The sequence below is a fragment of the Shinella sp. WSC3-e genome (genome assembly GCF_945994535.1).
Lineage (GTDB): Bacteria > Pseudomonadota > Alphaproteobacteria > Rhizobiales > Rhizobiaceae > Shinella > Shinella yambaruensis.
In genome coordinates this window covers 231,676-249,487 of the sequence record NZ_OZ000531.1, presented here as the reverse complement: position 1 = coordinate 249,487, position 17,812 = coordinate 231,676, and the positions used below count along the sequence as shown (strand labels likewise).

Sequence of the window (17,812 nt, the reverse complement as noted above, 5' to 3'; positions counted from 1 at the left end):
AGGAAATGCCGGTGGACGAGGGCAGCTACGACTTCATCGTCGTCGGCGCCGGCTCGGCCGGCTGCGTTCTGGCGAACCGGCTTTCGGCCGATCCGAAGAACCGGGTGCTGCTCATCGAGGCCGGCGGCTCGGACCGCTACCACTGGGTCCATGTGCCGATCGGCTACCTCTATTGCATGGGCAATCCGCGCACGGACTGGATGATGAAGACGGCCGCGGAGGCCGGCCTCAACGGCCGTATGCTCAACTACCCGCGCGGAAAGGTGCTCGGCGGCTGCTCGTCGATCAACGGCATGATCTACATGCGCGGCCAGGCCGCCGACTATGACGGCTGGCGGCAGGCGGGCAATGCCGGCTGGGGCTGGGACGACGTGCTGCCCTATTTCCTGAAGTCGGAGGACAATTACCGCGGAAAATCCGCCCTGCACGGGGCCGGCGGCGAATGGCGCGTCGAGCGCCAGCGGCTCTCCTGGCCGATCCTCGACGCCTTCCGCGATGCGGCCGAGGAACTCGGCATTCCGAAGACCGACGATTTCAACGACGGCGACAACGAGGGCTCCGGCTATTTCGAGGTCAACCAGCGCGGCGGCCTGCGCTGGAACACCACGAAGGCCTTCCTGCGGCCGGCGATGAAACGGCCGAACCTGCGTATCCTGACCGGGGCGGAGACCGAGCGGGTGGAATTCGACGGCAGGACGGCGACCGGCGTGCGCTTTCGCCTGCGGGGCCGCATCTGTCTTGCCCGCGCCACGCGCGAGGTGGTGCTGTCGGCCGGCGCGATCAATTCGCCGAAAATTCTGGAACTGTCGGGCATCGGCCGGCCGGGCCTGCTTTCCGCCCTCGGCATTCCCGTGCGCCATGAACTGGACGGCGTCGGCGAGAACCTGCAGGACCACCTGCAGATCCGCACGGTCTTCCGGATCGAGGGCGCGCGCACGCTGAACCAGCTCTACCACAACCTCTTCAGCCGCGCCGGCATGGGGCTGCAATATGCGTTTTCCCGCTCCGGCCCGCTCTCCATGGCGCCGAGCCAGCTCGGCATCTTCGCCAGGAGCGATCCCGCCGTCGCGACGCCCGACCTCGAATATCACGTCCAGCCGCTCAGCACCGATCGGCTCGGCGAGCCCTTGCACCGCTACCCGGCGGTCACCGTCTCGGTCTGCAACCTCCGGCCGGAAAGCCGCGGCACGGTGCATGTGACGACCCGCGACCTTGCCGAGGCGCCGGAAATCCGCCCGAACTACCTCTCGACGGCCGGTGACCGGCTGCTTGCGGCGAAATCCATCCGCCATGCCCGCAGCCTCATGCAGACCAGGGCCATCGCGCCGTTCCGCCCGCAGGAAATGCTGCCCGGCCGGGAATACGAGAGCGAGGAGGACCTGATCCGCCGGGCCGGCGACATCGCCACCACCATCTTCCACCCGGTCGGCACCTGCAAGATGGGCAGCGACCCGATGGCGGTGGTGGACACGAAGCTCGCCGTGCACGGCCTGAACCGGCTGCGCGTCGTCGACGCCTCGATCATGCCGAGCATCGTCTCCGGCAACACCAATTCGCCGGTGATCATGATCGCGGAAAAGGCGGCGGAAGCGATCCTGGCAACGAGTTGATGGTTTGCCATCGCTTGCCATCTTGATGGCAAGGCGGCGCGGCACTATATTTCCGCCAAAGGAGGCCATCATGGCAGAACCGCAGCTTTCCGTCCGCAGCGCCCGCGCCCGCGACCTCGCCCACCGCCTCGCGCGGCGGGAAAACCGCACGATCGCCGATATCGTCGAGCGGGCGCTGGAGGCCTATGCGGTGCGGGAGACCGGCAGCGAGCCGGCGGCCCGCTTCTACCGGCGGCTTGCCGCCGATTTCGGCGCGGAGATCGATCTGGAAGCCGCGATCCGCGAACATCGCACGCCTCACGAGGGGCTCGACCTGTGATCTTCCTCGACACGAACGTGGTGTCCGAGACCTTGAAGAAGGCGCCATCGGAAAGCGTGCTCGCCTGGCTCGTGCGTTTCGACGCCGAACTGGCGTTGCCGACGGTGACGATTGCCGAGATCGCCTTCGGCATCCGGAAGATCAGGCCGGACGAGCGGGCAGACCGGCTGGAACAGGGGCTGGCCGAATGGCGCCGCCGCTTTGCCGGGCGGATCTTCGGACTGACGGAGGCGGCGGCCCTTGCCTATGGCGAGATCATGGGGCAGGCGGTGCGGGAAGGCCGCCCGATGACGGCACCCGACGGCATGATCGCCGCGATCGCCCGCGTCAACGGCGGCCGGCTTGCGACGCGCAACATCCGGGACTTTACCGGCACCGGCGTCGAACTTGTCGATCCCTGGGCATTCTGACGACCGAAGTGAATCGCAAGGAAGCGCCGCGCTGCTGTCGCGTGGACCGGATCTCGTCAGGCCAGTTCGGAGGCCCGCTCCAGCGCCTTCAGCATCGTGCGTTCGGCAAGGTTGAGATAGGTCTCCATCTGTGCCGCGGCCTCCTGCGGCCGGTTGGTCTCGACGAGCGTCGTGATGGCATCGTTCATGTCGACGAAGGGGGAGTGCAGGTGCTCCGGGTCGTTGAGCAGCCCGAAGCAGAGGCGTAGTTCCGCCGAGATGCGCTCGTAGAATTCGTTGAGCCGCGCGCTGTCGGAAAGGTCGATGACGGCGGTATGGAACATCATGTTGGCGCTGCCGACGCCGATCCAGTCGCCTTCGGCACGCCGCTCGCGCGCCATCTCCACCGCCGCGCGCATCGCCCGGATCGCCGGGTGCTGCTGCCAGGCCTGGCGCAGTGAGCCGCATTCGAGCATGCGCCGCACGCGGTAGATGTCGATGATCGAGGCCATGGAGGGCACGGCGACGAAGACGCCGCGGTTGGCCTCGTGGCGCAGCAGCCCGTCCTTGGTGAGCAGGCGGAAGGCCTCGCGCAGCGAGTTGCGCGAGACGTCGAAGCGGTCGCTGAAGGCGGCTTCCGACAGGCGCTGGCCGGGGGAAAGCTCCCCCGAGATCAGCAGCGTGCGAATGCGCCGCGCCAATCGATCCGCCAGCGGCAGGCCTTCTCCGTCGTCCGTCATCGTCGTCTCCCCGGCCCGATTCCGTTTCCTCGGGCGCCCTCTTTCCAAGCTGGCCATAGCACGAATGGGTGAGCAATGGGGCTGAAAAGTGCGGCGAATCCCGTGCTATGTGATTGGTAAAACGGCAATAATAAGGAACGATATAGAAATATTGTTGAACAATATTGACATTTTTGTGTGACGGTTCATCATTTGACGATGCATCACTCGCGAGGGGCGGGTGTGTGAGAGCGGAGAAATCTCATGGAACAGAATGCAGCTGCGCCTGCCGGCGCGGGCGTGATCGCGCAGGGCATCCACACCGTCAAATCCCGTCGTTCGGCGCTGGTCGCCGCGATCTTCCTGATGGCGACCTCCGCCATCGGCCCCGGCTTCATCACGCAGACGGCGACCTTCACCACCAAGCTCGGCGCCGCCTTCGCCTTCGGCATCCTCGCCTCCATCCTCATCGACTTCGTCGTTCAGCTGAACATCTGGCGCATCGTCACGCTGACGCGCATGCGCGCTTCCGATGTCGCCAATGCCGCCATTCCCGGCTCGGGTTATCTGCTGGCCATTCTTGTCATCGTCGGCGGCCTGTTCTTCAACATCGGCAATATCGGCGGCACCGGCCTCGGCCTCAATGCGGTCTTCGGCCTCGATCCGAAGATCGGCGGGGCGATCAGCGCGGTGTTCTCGATCGGCATCTTCCTGTCGAAGCGCGCCGGCCTTGCGGTCGACCGCTTCATCGTCTTCGCCGGCATCCTGATGATCGTGCTGACGCTTTACGTCGCCTTCGTGTCCGGCCCGCCGGTGGGTGACGCGCTGTTCCAGACCGTCCTGCCCGATACGATCGACTTCGCCACAATCACCACCATCGTCGGCGGCACGGTCGGCGGTTACATCACCTATTCCGGCGCGCACCGCCTGCTCGACCGCGGCATGGTCGGCCAGGAGCACCTGTCGGCCGTCACCCGCGCGGCGCTCACCGGCATCGCCGTGACTGGCCTGATGCGCTACGTGCTCTTCCTCGCCATCCTCGGCGTCGTTGCCAGCGGCGTCATCATCGACACCGCAAGCCAGGCGGCGAACCCGGCCGCCCAGGCCTTCCAGGCCGCTGCCGGCGATGTCGGCCTGCGCCTCTTCGGAATCATCTTCTGGGCGGCGGCCATCACCAGCGTCATCGGCGCGGCCTATACGTCGATCTCCTTCATCACCGTCTTCAAGCAGGACATCAGCGAGCACGCCCGCAACATGGCGACGGTCGTCTTCATCGCCATCTCGCTGGTCTCCTACCTTTTGATCACCACGCCGCCCGCCGCCATGCTGGTCTTCGTCGGCGGTCTCAACGGTCTCATCCTGCCGATCGGCCTCAGCATCTTCCTCTTCGCCGCCTGGAAGCGCGAGGACCTTATGGGTGGCTATCGCTATCCGCGCTGGCTGCTCGCCCTTGGCGTCCTGGTCTGCGCGCTGACATGGTATATGGGCTACAAGTCGGCCGGCACGATCTTCGGCCTGCTCGGTCTCTAAGGAAAAGGGGAGGGAACAATGGCAGCGATCGATCTCAACAGCGATCTCGGTGAAAGCTACGGCGCCTGGCGCATGGGCGACGACGCGGCGATGCTCGCCGTCGTCTCCTCCGCCAACATCGCCTGCGGTTTCCATGCGGGCGATCCGGCCGGCATCTACCGCACGGTGCAGGCGGCCGCGAAGAACGGCGTCGTCATCGGCGCCCATGTCTCCTATCCGGACCGCGTCGGCTTCGGCCGGCGCGACCTGGACGCAACATCCGAGGAACTGATCGCCGACGTGATCTACCAGATCGGCGCGATCAAGGGCGTTGCCGCCGCGGCGGGAACGACGGTGCGCTACGTCAAGCCGCACGGCGCGCTCTACAATCGCATCGCCTATGACGCCAGGCAGGGCCAGGCCGTCATCGACGGCATCAAGGCGGTCGATCCCTCGCTGGTCCTGATGGGCCTTGCCAATGCGCCGATCCTCGACCTCGCCCGCAAGGCCGGCCTTGCCGTCGTCGCCGAGGCCTTCGCCGACCGCGCCTATACGCCGAAGGGCGAGCTCGTCTCGCGCCGCGAGCCCGGCGCGGTGCTGCACGACGAAGCGACGATCGCCGACCGCATGGTGCAGCTCGCCCGCGAGGGGACGCTCGAAGCCATCGACGGCAGCACGATCCGCATCGAGGCACAGTCGATCTGCGTGCACGGCGACAGTCCCGGCGCGGTCGCCATCGCAGAGGGGATCCGCCGCCGCTTCGAGGCGGAAGGCATCGCCATCCGCTCCTTCGCCGACAAGTCGTAAGGAGCGGCCATGACGATCCCCACCGCCTTCCTGGACCATGCCGACGCCACGGCCGCCCGCAAGGCGCGGGCCGATTATCGAGGCGGGCTCGTCGCGCCCACCTCCGGCATCGCGCCGGGCTTCACCCAGGCCAACATGATCGTGCTGCCGCGCGACTGGGCCTTCGATTTCCTGCTCTATGCGCAGCGCAACCCGAAGCCCTGCCCGGTGCTCGACGTCTCCGATCCGGGTTCGCCGACGACGCTGCTTGCGCCCGGCGCGGACCTGCGCACCGACCTGCCGCTCTACCGCATCTGGCGCGATGGCAGGCTCGCGGAGGAGACGCCGGACGCGTCAGCCGCCTGGGCGGAGCGCGACGATCTCGTCGCCTTTCTCATCGGCTGCTCCTTCACCTTCGAGACGCCGATGGTCGAGGCTGGCATCGAGATCCGCCACATGACGGACAAGACCAATGTGCCGATGTACCTGACCAACAGGGCCTGCCGGCCCGCCGGCCGGCTCAAGGGGAACATGGTCGTCTCCATGCGGCCGATCCCGGCCTCGCGCGTCGCCGACGCCGCCACCATTTCCGGCCGCTTCCCGGCCGTGCATGGTGCGCCGGTTCACGTTGGCGCGCCCGAGGAAATCGGCATCGCCGACCTTGGGAAGCCTGATTTCGGCGATGCGGTGCGTATCGAGCCCGGCGAAGTGCCGGTCTTCTGGGCCTGCGGCGTCACCCCGCAGGCGGCCGTGATGGCGTCCGGCGTGCCCTTCGCCATCACCCATGCGCCGGGCCACATGTTCATCACCGATATCCCCGATTCCGCCTATCACGCGTGAGGGTTCGATGCGCTTTCTTCCCGTCAGCCTGACCACCATCCTCGTCGAGCTTGCCGATCTCGACGAGACGCTCGCCCTCTTCGCCGCGCTCACGGCCGATCCCGTCGACGGCATCGAGGAGATGGTGCCGGCCGCGCGCACGCTGATGATCCGCTTCCGTCCCGAAAAGGTGACGGCCGCGGATCTTTCGGCCCGGATCAGCACCCGCGACCTTTCGGCGAAGATCGCCCCGTCGGAGCATCTGGTCGAAATTCCCGTGCGCTATGACGGCGAGGACCTGCGCGATGTCGCCGACCTGACCGGCCTCAGCGTCGAGGAGGTCGTGCGCCGGCATACGGAAAGCGAATTCACCGTGGCCTTCTGCGGCTTTGCGCCCGGCTTCGGCTATCTCGTCGGCGGCGATCCGGCCTTGCATGTGCCGCGGCGCAAGAGCCCGCGCACCCGCATTCCGGCCGGCTCCGTCGCCCTTGCGGGCGCCTTCAGCGGCGTCTACCCGCAGGCGAGCCCCGGCGGCTGGCAGATCATCGGCACGACACCGGTCCGGATGTGGGATATCGACCGCGAGCCCGGCGCGCTGTTCCAGCCCGGCTATCGCGTGCGCTTCTTCGACATGGAGGCCGCGGGCCGGACGATCAGCATTCCCAAGCCGGCCGTCAAGACGGATCGTGTCGTCGCGGCGGATGCGCCGCAGTTCAAGGTGCTGGCCGCGCCCATGCCGGCGGTCTTCCAGGATCTCGGCCGTTTCGGCCAGACGGGGCAGGGCGTTTCTGCCTCCGGCGCGCTGGACCGCGCCGCCTTCAATGCCGCAGGCCGCATCGTCGGCAATCCGGCCAACACGCCGGCGCTCGAACTCACGCTCGGCGGCTTCTCCTTCGAAAGCAACGTGCGCACCGTGATCGGTCTTGCCGGCGCCGCCTGTCCCGTGACGGTTCGTGATGCGGACGGCCGTGCCCACGACTTTTCGATCCTGCAGCCCATCGCGCTGGAGCCGGGCGACGTCGTGACGATCGGCCATCCGAAGGCGGGCATGCGCACCTATCTCGCCGTGCGCGGCGGTTTCGATGTCGCGCCGGTCCTCGGCAGCGCGGCGACCGATACGCTGGCCGTCGTCGGTCCCGAGCCGGTCACGGCCGGGACGGTGCTGGCGCTGAGCGGCCGCAAGGCGGGGCTTGCGAGCGTCTCGCCGGATGAACTCCCCGCCTTCGACCTGCCCTCGGCCGGCGACGTGGTGACGCTCGACGTGGTGCTCGGCCCCCGCACGGACTGGTTCACGCAGAAGGGCATCGAGACGCTGACGAGCCAGCTCTGGCAGGTCACGCCGCAATCGAGCCGCGTCGGCATCCGCCTTGCCGGCGAGGTGCCGCTGGAGCGCAAGGACAGCGCGGAACTGCCGAGCGAAGGCACCGCGACGGGCGCCATCCAGGTGCCGCACAGCGGCCAGCCGGTGCTCTTCCTTGCCGACCATCCGCTGACCGGCGGCTATCCCGTCATCGGCGCCGTCGCCGAATACCATCTGGACCTTGCCGGCCAGATCCCGATCAACGCAAAAATCCGTTTCCGCCCGATCGGCCCCTTCGCCGACATCGCCGCGACCCGCTAGGAGGACTGCCATGAAGAAAGTGCTGATTGCCAATCGTGGCGAGATCGCCGTGCGCATCGTGCGCGCCTGCCGTGATTACGGCCTCCAGTCGGTCGCCGTCTATGCGGATCCTGATGCGGACGCGCTGTTCGTGCGCCTCGCCGACGAAGCCTACGGCCTTGGCGGCGTGCGCCCGGTGGAAACCTATCTCGATATCGAGAAGCTGATCGCGGTCGCAAGGCGCGCCGGCGCGGATGCGGTGCATCCGGGCTACGGCTTCCTTTCCGAGCGTGCCGAATTCGCGCGCGCCGTGCAGGGCGCCGGCCTCATCTGGATAGGCCCCGATCCGTCCGTCATCGAAGCGCTCGGCGACAAGGTCGAGGCGCGGCGCATCGCGCAGGGCGTCGGCGCGCCGCTGGTCGCGGGCAGCGACGGCCCGGTGTCCTCGGCGGCCGAGGTCGTCGCGTTTGCGGAACGGCACGGCCTGCCGGTCGCCATCAAGGCGGCGCATGGCGGCGGCGGGCGCGGCCTCAAGGTGGCCTGGAAGATGGAGGAGGTCGCGGACCTCTACGAATCTGCCGTGCGCGAGGCGACGGCGGCCTTCGGCCGCGGCGAATGTTTCTTGGAACGCTTCCTCGACCGGCCGCGCCATATCGAGGCGCAGGTCATTGCCGACAAGCATGGCAACGTGCTGGTGCTCGGCACCCGCGACTGCTCGGCCCAGCGCCGCAACCAGAAGCTCATCGAGGAGGCCCCGGCGCCCTTCCTCTCCGACGAGCAGCGCCAGAAGATCCACGCCGCCGCCAAGGCCATCTGCGCGGCTGCCGGCTATTCGGGCGCCGGCACGGTGGAGTTCCTGCTCGGCGTCGACGGCACGATCTCCTTCTTGGAGGTGAACACCCGCCTCCAGGTCGAGCATCCCGTCACGGAGGAGACGACCGGCATAGACCTCGTCATCGAGCAGTTCCGCATCGCCGAGGGTCTGCCGCTGCGCGTGCTGGAAACGCCGGAACCGCGCGGCCATTCCATCGAGTTCCGCATCAATGCGGAAGACCCCGGCCGCGGCTTCCTGCCGACGCCCGGCGCCATCACCGTGTTCGATCCGCCCTCCGGCCCGGGCGTGCGCCTCGACAGCGGCGTCGTTACAGGTTCCACCGTGCCCGGCGTCTTCGATTCGCTGGTCGCCAAGCTGATCGTGACCGGCGCGACGCGCGAGGAGGCCCTGCGCCGCGCCCGCCGCGCGCTGAAGGAATTCCGCATAGAGGGCGTCGCGACGGTCCTGCCGTTCCACCGGGCCGCCATCGATACGGCGGATTTCATCGGCACGGACGGCTTCAAGGTGCATACCCGCTGGATCGAGACCGATTTCGCCGCCATGCCCGAGGCCATGGCCCGGCCCGAGCCGGCCGAGGATCCGACGCTGGTCCGCACCCATCTCGAAATCGACGGCAGGCGCGTGTCGATCGCCCTGCCGAGCCTGCTGCTCGCCGGCCTCGGCGCGGTGGGGCAGGGCAGCGCATCGGCCGCGGGCAAGGGCGGACGGCCCGCCGAGGATGGCATAACGGCCCCGGTTTCCGGCACGCTGCAGGCCTTCAAGATCGCCGATGGCTCCACCGTTGCGGAAGGCGACCTCGTGGCGGTCATGGAGGCGATGAAGATGGAAACGCAGGTTCTCGCGCCGAAGGCTGGGCGGCTCAGGCTGCGCGTGAAGGAAGGCGACTACCTCCAGGCCGGCGACGTGCTGATGGTGTTCGAAGGCTGATTGGATGCCGGCTCCCGGTTTTCGGCAGCCTGTCAGGGATAAAACCCGCATACCTCTCCTCCGCCATGGTCGGGCTTGACCCGACCATCCACAGCCGCGGGTGCCGCGTGGATCCTCGGGGCGAGCGCGAGGATGACGGAGTGCTTGGGGTGATGCTTATCATCGAGTTGACGGCTCTCGGTCTTCGAGAGCCCACTTTCCAATCAAAAATCCGGCGCCACGCCGAAGACGAATTCGCAGGGCGTGTGCGACATGTTGAAATACTGGTGGTCGAAGCCGGTGGGGATGTAGAAGCCGTCGCGCGGATTGAGCTCGAACCAGGCCTGGCCCTCGGCATCCGGGATGTGGATGTTGAGCACGCCGGAGACGACATAGAGGCATTCGTCGCCCCTGTGACGCTCGATGCGGGTGCGCTTGCCGCCGAGCACCGTCGTCTTGCCGACCGTCAGCTGGTCTGTCGCGCAGTAGAAGCCGGTATAGGCGCCCTGCGTCTCGGCATCGAGGCTCCAGAGCATGTCCGCATCGCGCTTGGGATGGATGGTGCGGGACTTCTCCTGTGCCGCCGCCTCCATCGGCCAGCGGCCGAGGAATTCGTCCTGGATGTAGCGATTTTCCGAAAGCAGCGGCTTGGTGCGGGCGTAGGGGCCGGACGTGCCCTTTGCCGGCGGCGGGGCGAAGAATTCGAGCACGCGCACCTGCTCCTCGCCGAGGTTGAAGCCGTGGTGCCAGGTGTCCTTGCGGAAGAACAGCGCCTCGCCGGGCTTGGCGATGCAGACCTCGCCCGTTTCCGGATTGGCAAGGCCGAGCGTGCCGCTGATCACGTAGAGCAGCTCGTCCGCGCCGAAGATGGTGCGGAAGGCATCGGTGTGCTTGAAGCAGCCGCCCGGCTGCATGCCGAAGACGATCTGGTGGATGTTTTCCGTGGAGGCATAGATCCAGTCGTCGACGAGGCCGGCATTCTCCTCGCCCCACAGATGGCGCGTCACGCCGGCATAGGGAATGTGGCTCGGCCGGTCGAAGACGGGACGGGGGGACGGCTTGTAGCCCATGGAAAACTCCTTTTCAGATGGTGGCAAGCTAGGGGGCGGCGCCCACTGGACGGGTGCGCGCGATGAGCCGGTCGATGACGGCCTGCTTCATGGCGGGGTCGAGATGCATGACGTTGAACACCTCGGCCATCCACATGCCCTCGATGGCGAGGCGGATGATCGTGGCTTCGACGGGATCGAGGCCGTCCGTCTCGACGGCGGCCTGGCAGCGGATGTTCTGCTGGTGGACGATTTCGAGCAGGTCGGGAAAGTTCGACAGCGCCGCCGTGATGCTGGCGCCGAGCCGGTCGTACTGGTCGCCGGTGCTGGCGGCCCCGCCCATCGTCGCCTTCACATAGGCGCGGGTGTAGCGGCCATGCGGCTCCTCGTCCTCGCCCTCGATGCCGGAAAGACCGGTCTCGAAGCGATAGACGAAGCGCTCGACCATGGCGCGCACCAGCGCATCCTTGCTGGCGAAGTGGTAGAGGATGCCGCCCTTGGAGAGCCCCGTCACCTCCGCCACCTTGTCGAAGGTGAGCGAGGAGACGCCCTCGTTGACGACGATCTCCTCGGCGGCGCTGAGGATGCGTTCCCGTGCGGTGCCACGTCTTGCCATGTCGAACCCCGATGCTGTTGCTGGTCTTCCCGCTATAGCGACGAACTTTCGCGCAGGCGACCGACGATTTGCGCCATCAGGGCGAGGTCCTGGCGGGAGTCGTCGAGCGTCGTCTTCGGCGCCGTGCCGTTCACCAGATGGTCGTGGAAGGCGCGCAGCTCGATGGCGAAGGGATCGGTGTAGTTCGGACCGAAGGTGCGGGTCTCGGTCTCGGTGTCGGTCGAGTCCGTGACTTCCAGCGTGGTCGGCAGGTTGCGGATGTAAGGCGTGTCGTAGCCGAAGCTGAGGCGGCGGCGGTCGGAATAGACCTCGATGCGGGCATCGAAGCGCGCGACATTGTCGATCAGCGCCTCGTAGATCGCGGTGAAATGGCCGTAGTCGAGAAGCGCGACGATCTGCTCCCCGTTCTGCTTGTGGTGGGCGGCGATGACCCGCTGCGGCAGGCCGATCAGCTCGCGCATGGCCGAGAGGCTGTGCGAGGAGAGGCCGGTCAGCACCTGGTAGGCGCGCATCAGGCTGGGGGAGGCGTTCTTGCCGGCGACGTCGCGCAGCAGCGCCTCGGTCTCGGCGCGGGACTTTGCGAGGAAGGCGCCGTCGAGATCATCGGGATAGAAGATGTTGCGCGTCTGGCGGATGAAGAACGGGCCTTCGCAGATGAGGTCGCGCACGCGCACATAGCGCAGCGCCTCCTGTGCCGGCATCATCTCCTTGGCCTTCAGGAAGGTTGCCGAATAGCGCCGCATATAGGCGACGAAGACCAGGCGGCCGGATTTTTCGGCAAGCGGCAGGACGTCGTCGATCTCGCCGAGCGTCAGGCAGGCGGGCTTTTCAAGGAAGACGTCCTTGCCCGCCTTCAGCGCCAGGTCGAGATAGTGGCGGTGCGTCTGGTCGGGCGTCAGGATGAAGACGGCGTCGATGTCGGATGCCGCGAGCAGCGCTTCGGCGCTCTCATAGGCGCGCGCTCCGGGATAGCGGCCGGCGCAATGGGCGGCGAGGCTCGGCGAGACGTCGAAGACGCCGGCGACCTCGAAGAGGTGGCGGTGATCGGCAAGGATCGGCAGGTGCATGAGCTGGCTCACCTCGCCAAGGCCGATGAGGCCGACACGGACGATATGCATGGAAAAGACCTTTCTGCCCCGCAAGGGGCCTAACCCTTGACCGCTCCGGCGGTGAGGCCGGAGACAATGTATTTCTGGAAGAGCAGCGCCATCACGATCAGCGGCACGGTGACGATGGTCGATGCGGCCATGATCGCGCCATAGGGGAACTCATAGCGGCTGGAGCCGGAGATGAGGGCGATCGCGACCGGCACCGTGCGGTTCTCGTCCGTCAGGATGAAGGTGAGCGCGAAGAGGAACTCGTTCCACGAGGCGATGAAGGCGAGCAGGCCCGTCGAGATCAGCGCCGGCCCCATCATCGGCAGGAAGATGCAGCGCACGATGCGCAGCGGCGAGCAGCCATCCATGATCGCCGCTTCCTCGATCTGCCGCGGCAGGCTGCGCATGAAGGTGGTCAGCACCCAGATGTTGAAGGGCAGCGTGAAGATCATGTAGGCGAAGATCAGCGAGCCGAGCGTGTTGTAGAGGCCGAGCCAGCGGATCATCTCGAAGAGGCCGGAGAGCAGCGCGATCTGCGGGAACATCGAGACGGCGAGGAAGAGGAACATGATCGGCGAGCGGCCCCGGAAATCGATGCGGCCGAGCGCATAGGCCGCCGCGATCGCCAGCCCCAGCGAGAGCGCCACGACGGAAGCCGCGACGATGAGGGAGTTCAGGAGGCTGCGCAGGAACACGCCGTCCGACAGGATCGCCTCGTAATTGTTGAACTTCAGGTCCGGCAGGAAGGTGACGTCGAAGATCGCCTGGCCGGATTTCAGCGAGGAGGCGATCATCCAGTAGAAGGGAAACAGCGTGTAGAGCGCGACCACGGCGAAGAGCCCGTAGATCGCGATGCGGTGAAGGCGCCTGCCCGTTGCACTGCGCACCATGTCACACCCCCAGGAGCTTGCGGTTGAGCCGGAAGACGGTCACGTAGATCGCCGTCACCACGGCGATCATCAGGAAGATCGCGGCGCTCGCCGCAGAGCCGACGCCCATGTCCTGGAAATTGACCAGCACCTCGCGGGCATAGATCGACACGGTCTTCGTGTCGTCGCTGTTCGAGGACAGCACGAAGCTGAGGTCGAACATGCGCAGCGCATCGAGCAGCCGGAAAAGCACGGCGACGGCGATGCTGGGCGCAAGCAGCGGCAGGGTGAGCGCGGTGAACTGCCGCCATTCCGACACGCCGTCGATCGAGGCGGCCTCGTAGATGCTCCTCGGCAGCATCTGCAGGCCGGCAAGGATGAGCAGCACCATGAAGGGCGTGGTGATCCAGACGTCGACGGCGATGATGACGGGCATGACGAGATCGGGATTGGCCGTCCAGGCGATGCCGTTGTCGATGACGCCCATGAGCTTCAGCACATGGTTGAGGATGCCGAACTGGTCGTGCAGCATCCATTGCCACATGCGCGCGCTGACGACGACGGGAATGGACCAGGGAATGAGAATGACCGCGCGCATGAAACCGCGGCCGGACATGTGGGCGTTCAGCAGCAGCGCGATGGCAAGCCCCAGTGCCGTCTCGATAGAGACCGAGACGACCGTGAAATAGAGCGTGTTGCGGACCGACTGCCACCACAGCGGATCCTCGAACAGCGTGAAATAGTTCTCGAGACCGATATAGGTGTAGATGTCGGGCTCGGTGAGGAAGGCATCGGTGAAGGAGAAGAGGAAGGTCCGCCCGAGCGGCCAGAGCGCCACGGCGAAGAGCACGAGAAGGCTCGGTGCGAGGAACAGCCAGGCCGTGCGCGCCCGCTTGGCATTGAGACCGATGCGTATCGCTCCCGTCGCCATGTCATGCATCCCTCGGGTTGAGGGCGCGCTCGTCCTTGTCGAAGAGATGCGCGCGCGCGTGGTTCCAGCCGACGACCGTGGTGGCGCCCGGCCGGATCTCCGGCTTGCCCTGCGCCTTGGCGACGATCGAGCGGCCGTCGCCGACATTGAGATGGACGAGGGATTCGCCGCCCAGCGGCTCGACGAGCAGGACCTCGGCCTCCAGCGTCGCTTCGCCCCCGCCGAGGATCAGGTCTTCCGGCCGGATGCCGAGGCTGACATCGCCCGCATAGTCTTGGGCGGAGAGGCGATGGCGACCGCCGGCATGTGACAGCACGCTCTCTTCGCCCTCGCGCGCCAGCATGCCCGGCAGGAAGTTCATGCGCGGCGAGCCGATGAAGCTCGCGACGAAGCGGTTTGCCGGGCGCTCGTAGAGCTCCATGGGCGTGCCGACCTGCGCGATGCGGCCGTCCTTCAGCACGACGATGCGGTCGGCGAGCGTCATCGCCTCCATCTGGTCGTGCGTGACGTAGACGGTGGTGGCCTTCACCTCGCGGTGGATGCGGGCGATCTCCACGCGCATCTCCATGCGCAGGTCCGCATCGAGGTTGGACAGCGGCTCGTCGAACAGGAAGAGCTTCTGCTGGCGCACGAGGGCGCGGCCGATGGCGACGCGCTGCTGCTGGCCACCGGAAAGCTGCGCCGGACGGCGGTCGAGCAGGTGGTCTATCTTGAGGAATTTCGCCGCCTTCGTCACGCGCTCGCGGATTTCGGCGGCGGGAAGCCGGGCGGTCTCCAGCGCGAAGCCGAGATTGCGCTCGACATTCATGTGCGGATAGAGCGCGTAGGACTGGAAGACCATGGCGATGTTGCGTTTTGCCGGCGGCGTCTCGTTCATGCGGCTGCCGGCGATGCGCAGCTCGCCGTCGGAGATCTCCTCCAGCCCCGCGATCATGCGCAGCAGCGTGGACTTGCCGCAGCCCGAAGGGCCGACGAAGACGACGAACTCGCCCTCGGCAATCGCAAGGTCCACGCCGTCGATGACCGTCAGCGCGCCGAACCGTTTGACGACATTGATGAGATCTATACCGCTCATGGCCGTTCCATCTTGCTGATTGTCTTTTCCGCGATCGTGCCGTTCGCCCGGGCCGCGAGCGCCGCAACGCCGATGGCGCAGGCTGTATCGCCGATGAGGCTCGGCACGATCGGCATGTCCCGCGCTCCCTCCGCCCAGATGAAGCCGCGCGTCAGCGCCGCAAGCCGCGGCGTCACCTTGGGGTCGCTGCCAATGCCGCCGCCGAGGACGAGCATGGCGGGGTCGAGCGTGTTGACGAGCTGGCCGAGATAGGAGGCGAGCGAAAGGAGCGCATCGGCGACCATCGCTGCCGCCCGCGGGTCCGTCGCCTCCGCCTCGAACAGCGCGCGCGCCGAGGCGTCGGGGCGGCCGGTGAGCGCGCCGTAGCGCTCGCCGAGCGCCTTGCCGCCGGCAAAGAGCTCCAGATTGTGCCGCACCGCGCGGCCCTCACCGTCGAAGGCGACGATATCGCTGCCGGAGAAATGGATGGCGAAGCCGCGGGCGCCTTCATAGGGCGCGCCGCCGATGACCAGCGAATGGGAAAGGCCGGTGGAGATGGTGGCGTAGACGAAGGGATCGACGCCCCTGCCGGCACCCATCCAGCCCTCGGCGAAGGCGGCGGCGCGCACGTCGCTGTCGATGTGCAAGGGGGCGAAGGCGCCAAGGCGGGCGCGGTAATCGAGGCCGCGCCAGTCGAAATTCCAGGCCGAGGCCGGCTCGCCGTCCCGCGTCACGAGCTCCGGCAGGCAGATGCCGAGGGCCGCGATGTCGAAGTCTTGCGCGTTCGCGCGATCCTGCATGGCCGCCGCGAGATCGCAGACGAGGTCGAGCACGGCGGCGCCGCCGTTCTGGCAAAGCGTCGCCTCGGTGCGCTCGGCGACGACCGCGCCGTCCGAAAGCCGGACGATGCAGGCCTTCGTCTTGGTGCCGCCGACATCGATGCCGATCGCGTGCCGTGTCATGGCCGCGCCCCGGCGGCCGCGTCGGCATGGAGCTCGCCGTTCCGGCATTCGGCAAGAATGGTCGCCGGCCAGGACGGATCGTAGGCCGTCGCGGCCGAAAGACGGCGGAAGGCCGCGCGCTTGCCGTCGCCCCAGACGATCATCGCGACGGCCTTCGACAGCGTGGCGATGGAGCCGATGCCGATGGTGAGGCCGTGGGTCGGCACCTCTTCGATCCCGCGGAAGTCCGGGAAGGTCGCGAGGTTGTCGCGCCGGGTCTGCTCGGCGAGCGTGACGATGCGCGTGCGGCTGTTGCGGGCGGAACCCGGCGGGTTGAAGGCGATATGGCCGTCGCCGGCGCCGGACGCGAGCAGGAACAGGTCGATGCCGCCAAGGGCCGCGAGCTCGCCGTCATAGGCCGCGGGATCGGTGAGGGAGGGCATGCGGAAATTCGTCTCGGGCATGCGCAGGGCGTCCGGCAGTGCCCGGTTGATACGCCCGACGATCTCGCGCTCGCCGAAGCCGCGGCAGGAATAATGCGCGGAGGCGGCGGGCGGACTGAGGCCATCGCCGTCCGGCAACAGGTATTCGTCCATCATCGCGATGACGAGACGGGAGCAATCTACGGGGGCGGCGGTCAGCTGGCGCTCCAGCGCCTGGTAGACCGGCATCGGGCTGCGCCCGCCCGGGCAGCCGAGCACATAAGGCCGGCCGGCGGCATTGGCGGCGCAGATTTCCGCGAGGATGCGGGCCGAAAGATGCGCGCCGATCGCCTCGGGCGTGTCGTGGATCATGGTCTTCATCGGCCGGTCCGCTCCGCAAGCAAAGCCGAGACGAAGGCGAAGTTCCGCGCGGCGATCGCCTCCGGCGTCTCGGGATGGTTCGGCGCAAGGTCCTGTTCGACGACCAGCGGGCCGTCATAGCCGCTCGCCAGCAGCGTCCGCATGAAATCGGCGATGTCGACCGCACCGCGGTCGAGATCGGTCATGATGCCGTCCTCGAAGGCACGGTCGCAATGGATGTTCTGCGCCAGCACCTTCTCGCGGAAGGCGCCGTCGACGTTCTTGAGATGGATGGCGTTGATGCGCGCCTTGTGGCGCAGGAAGAACGCCTTCGGATCGGCCTTCCAATAGGCGTGGTGGCCGGTATCGAGGCAGAGGCCGACGAGACCGGGATCGGTCTCCACGAGAAGTCGCTCGATCTGGTCCTCATGCTCCACGCAGGTGCCGACATGCGGGTGGAAGCTGAAGTGCAGGCCGTGGTCGCGCACGATCCGGGCGGAACGCACGGTCTGCTCGACGACGGCGCGCCAGCCGTCCTCGCCGACGATGCCCATCCGGTCCTTCGGGTAGAATTCCGACTCGTCCATCAGGATGAAATGCGTGCCGCCGACGGCCGAAAGCAGCGTGCAGATCTGGTGCGTCCGTTCCGTGAGGGCGTCCGCGGTGGCGGCATCGGCCAGCGTATGGACATGGGCCGCCGCGACCACGGAGAGGCCACGGCGGTTCAGTTCGTGCGAAAGCACCTCGGGATCGGTGGAGAAGTAGCCATAGGGGCCGAGTTCGGTATGCCGGTATCCGGCCGCGACGATGCGGTCGAGGTAATCGGTCCAGCCGAGGTCGTTGCCGGTGGGCCAGTAGACGCCCCAGCAGCACGGTGCGATCGCGATATTCACTGTCTTTTCCTTGGGTTTCCAGAACGGTCCCGGCGGCGATCTCGCTTCCGGAACCGCATAAAACAGAAAGACGGCGCCTTCCCGGCTT

At 67.1% G+C, this 17,812-nt stretch carries 18 protein-coding genes; 8 read left to right on the top strand and 10 right to left on the bottom strand.

Annotated features, from left to right (window positions below; all coding sequences use genetic code 11):
• The first annotated feature begins 5 nt into the window (after window positions 1-5).
• From AABF56_RS24345 to AABF56_RS24335, 3 genes are all read left to right on the top strand, one after another.
• On the top strand, window positions 6-1,610 hold the full coding sequence (locus AABF56_RS24345; protein ID WP_272808147.1) for a GMC family oxidoreductase: 1,605 nt from the start codon (window positions 6-8) through the stop codon (window positions 1,608-1,610).
• Between the two features lie 70 nt (window positions 1,611-1,680).
• Window positions 1,681-1,929 carry a type II toxin-antitoxin system VapB family antitoxin gene (locus AABF56_RS24340; RefSeq protein WP_272807841.1) on the top strand — a complete coding sequence of 83 codons (249 nt, stop codon included), beginning with the start codon at window positions 1,681-1,683 and terminating at the stop codon, window positions 1,927-1,929.
• The gene (locus AABF56_RS24335; protein ID WP_272807842.1) at window positions 1,926-2,339 is read left to right on the top strand and encodes a type II toxin-antitoxin system VapC family toxin; all 414 of its coding nucleotides are present in this window, start codon (window positions 1,926-1,928) and stop codon (window positions 2,337-2,339) included. Before AABF56_RS24340 ends, AABF56_RS24335 begins: the two co-directional genes overlap by 4 nt.
• A gap of 56 nt (window positions 2,340-2,395) precedes the next feature.
• Here the strand turns inward: AABF56_RS24335 and AABF56_RS24330 are convergent, their stop codons facing one another.
• Window positions 2,396-3,058 (bottom strand): GntR family transcriptional regulator, encoded by a 663-nt coding sequence (locus AABF56_RS24330; protein WP_244766492.1) that lies wholly within the window; start codon window positions 3,056-3,058, stop codon window positions 2,396-2,398.
• 243 nt (window positions 3,059-3,301) lie between these two features.
• Here AABF56_RS24330 and AABF56_RS24325 point away from each other — a divergent pair, with 243 nt between their 5' ends.
• The 5 genes from AABF56_RS24325 to AABF56_RS24305 are packed head-to-tail and all read left to right on the top strand — an operon-like array spanning window position 3,302 to window position 9,513.
• Window positions 3,302-4,567 carry an NRAMP family divalent metal transporter gene (locus tag AABF56_RS24325; RefSeq protein WP_272807843.1) on the top strand — a complete coding sequence of 422 codons (1,266 nt, stop codon included), beginning with the start codon at window positions 3,302-3,304 and terminating at the stop codon, window positions 4,565-4,567.
• A gap of 18 nt (window positions 4,568-4,585) precedes the next feature.
• Window positions 4,586-5,353 carry a LamB/YcsF family protein gene (locus AABF56_RS24320; RefSeq protein ID WP_272807844.1) on the top strand — a complete coding sequence of 256 codons (768 nt, stop codon included), beginning with the start codon at window positions 4,586-4,588 and terminating at the stop codon, window positions 5,351-5,353.
• Between the two features lie 9 nt (window positions 5,354-5,362).
• Window positions 5,363-6,172 (top strand): putative hydro-lyase, encoded by an 810-nt coding sequence (locus AABF56_RS24315; protein ID WP_272807845.1) that lies wholly within the window; start codon window positions 5,363-5,365, stop codon window positions 6,170-6,172.
• A 7-nt stretch (window positions 6,173-6,179) separates the two neighbouring features.
• On the top strand, window positions 6,180-7,772 hold the full coding sequence (locus tag AABF56_RS24310; protein WP_272807846.1) for a 5-oxoprolinase subunit B/C family protein: 1,593 nt from the start codon (window positions 6,180-6,182) through the stop codon (window positions 7,770-7,772).
• 10 nt (window positions 7,773-7,782) lie between these two features.
• The gene (locus AABF56_RS24305; protein ID WP_272807847.1) at window positions 7,783-9,513 is read left to right on the top strand and encodes an acetyl/propionyl/methylcrotonyl-CoA carboxylase subunit alpha; all 1,731 of its coding nucleotides are present in this window, start codon (window positions 7,783-7,785) and stop codon (window positions 9,511-9,513) included.
• 203 nt (window positions 9,514-9,716) lie between these two features.
• Here the strand turns inward: AABF56_RS24305 and AABF56_RS24300 are convergent, their stop codons facing one another.
• From AABF56_RS24300 to AABF56_RS24260, 9 genes are read right to left on the bottom strand one after another with little or no spacing between them, the layout of a single operon-like run.
• Complete coding sequence (locus AABF56_RS24300; RefSeq protein ID WP_272807848.1) at window positions 9,717-10,562, bottom strand: cupin domain-containing protein; 846 nt, start codon at window positions 10,560-10,562, stop codon at window positions 9,717-9,719.
• Between the two features lie 28 nt (window positions 10,563-10,590).
• Window positions 10,591-11,157 carry a TetR/AcrR family transcriptional regulator gene (locus AABF56_RS24295; protein ID WP_244766499.1) on the bottom strand — a complete coding sequence of 189 codons (567 nt, stop codon included), beginning with the start codon at window positions 11,155-11,157 and terminating at the stop codon, window positions 10,591-10,593.
• Between the two features lie 32 nt (window positions 11,158-11,189).
• Window positions 11,190-12,275, bottom strand: a complete 1,086-nt coding sequence (locus tag AABF56_RS24290; RefSeq protein ID WP_272807849.1) for a Gfo/Idh/MocA family protein — start codon at window positions 12,273-12,275, stop codon at window positions 11,190-11,192.
• A gap of 29 nt (window positions 12,276-12,304) precedes the next feature.
• Window positions 12,305-13,144, bottom strand: a complete 840-nt coding sequence (locus tag AABF56_RS24285; protein ID WP_244766501.1) for a carbohydrate ABC transporter permease — start codon at window positions 13,142-13,144, stop codon at window positions 12,305-12,307.
• Window position 13,145: 1 nt separating this feature from the next.
• Window positions 13,146-14,063 carry a carbohydrate ABC transporter permease gene (locus AABF56_RS24280; protein WP_443021174.1) on the bottom strand — a complete coding sequence of 306 codons (918 nt, stop codon included), beginning with the start codon at window positions 14,061-14,063 and terminating at the stop codon, window positions 13,146-13,148.
• Window positions 14,056-15,129: an ABC transporter ATP-binding protein gene (locus tag AABF56_RS24275; RefSeq protein ID WP_272807851.1), complete on the bottom strand. Its 1,074-nt coding sequence runs from the start codon at window positions 15,127-15,129 to the stop codon at window positions 14,056-14,058. Before AABF56_RS24275 ends, AABF56_RS24280 begins: the two co-directional genes overlap by 8 nt.
• A complete protein-coding gene (locus AABF56_RS24270; protein ID WP_272807852.1) occupies window positions 15,126-16,070 on the bottom strand; it encodes an ROK family protein in 945 nt (314 codons plus the stop codon). The genes AABF56_RS24275 and AABF56_RS24270 overlap by 4 nt, the downstream gene beginning before the upstream one ends.
• Window positions 16,067-16,852 (bottom strand): 6-phosphogluconolactonase, encoded by a 786-nt coding sequence (locus AABF56_RS24265; protein ID WP_272807853.1) that lies wholly within the window; start codon window positions 16,850-16,852, stop codon window positions 16,067-16,069. The genes AABF56_RS24270 and AABF56_RS24265 overlap by 4 nt, the downstream gene beginning before the upstream one ends.
• Window positions 16,849-17,724 (bottom strand): sugar phosphate isomerase/epimerase family protein, encoded by an 876-nt coding sequence (locus tag AABF56_RS24260; RefSeq protein WP_272807854.1) that lies wholly within the window; start codon window positions 17,722-17,724, stop codon window positions 16,849-16,851. The genes AABF56_RS24265 and AABF56_RS24260 overlap by 4 nt, the downstream gene beginning before the upstream one ends.
• Window positions 17,725-17,812 lie beyond the last annotated feature (88 nt).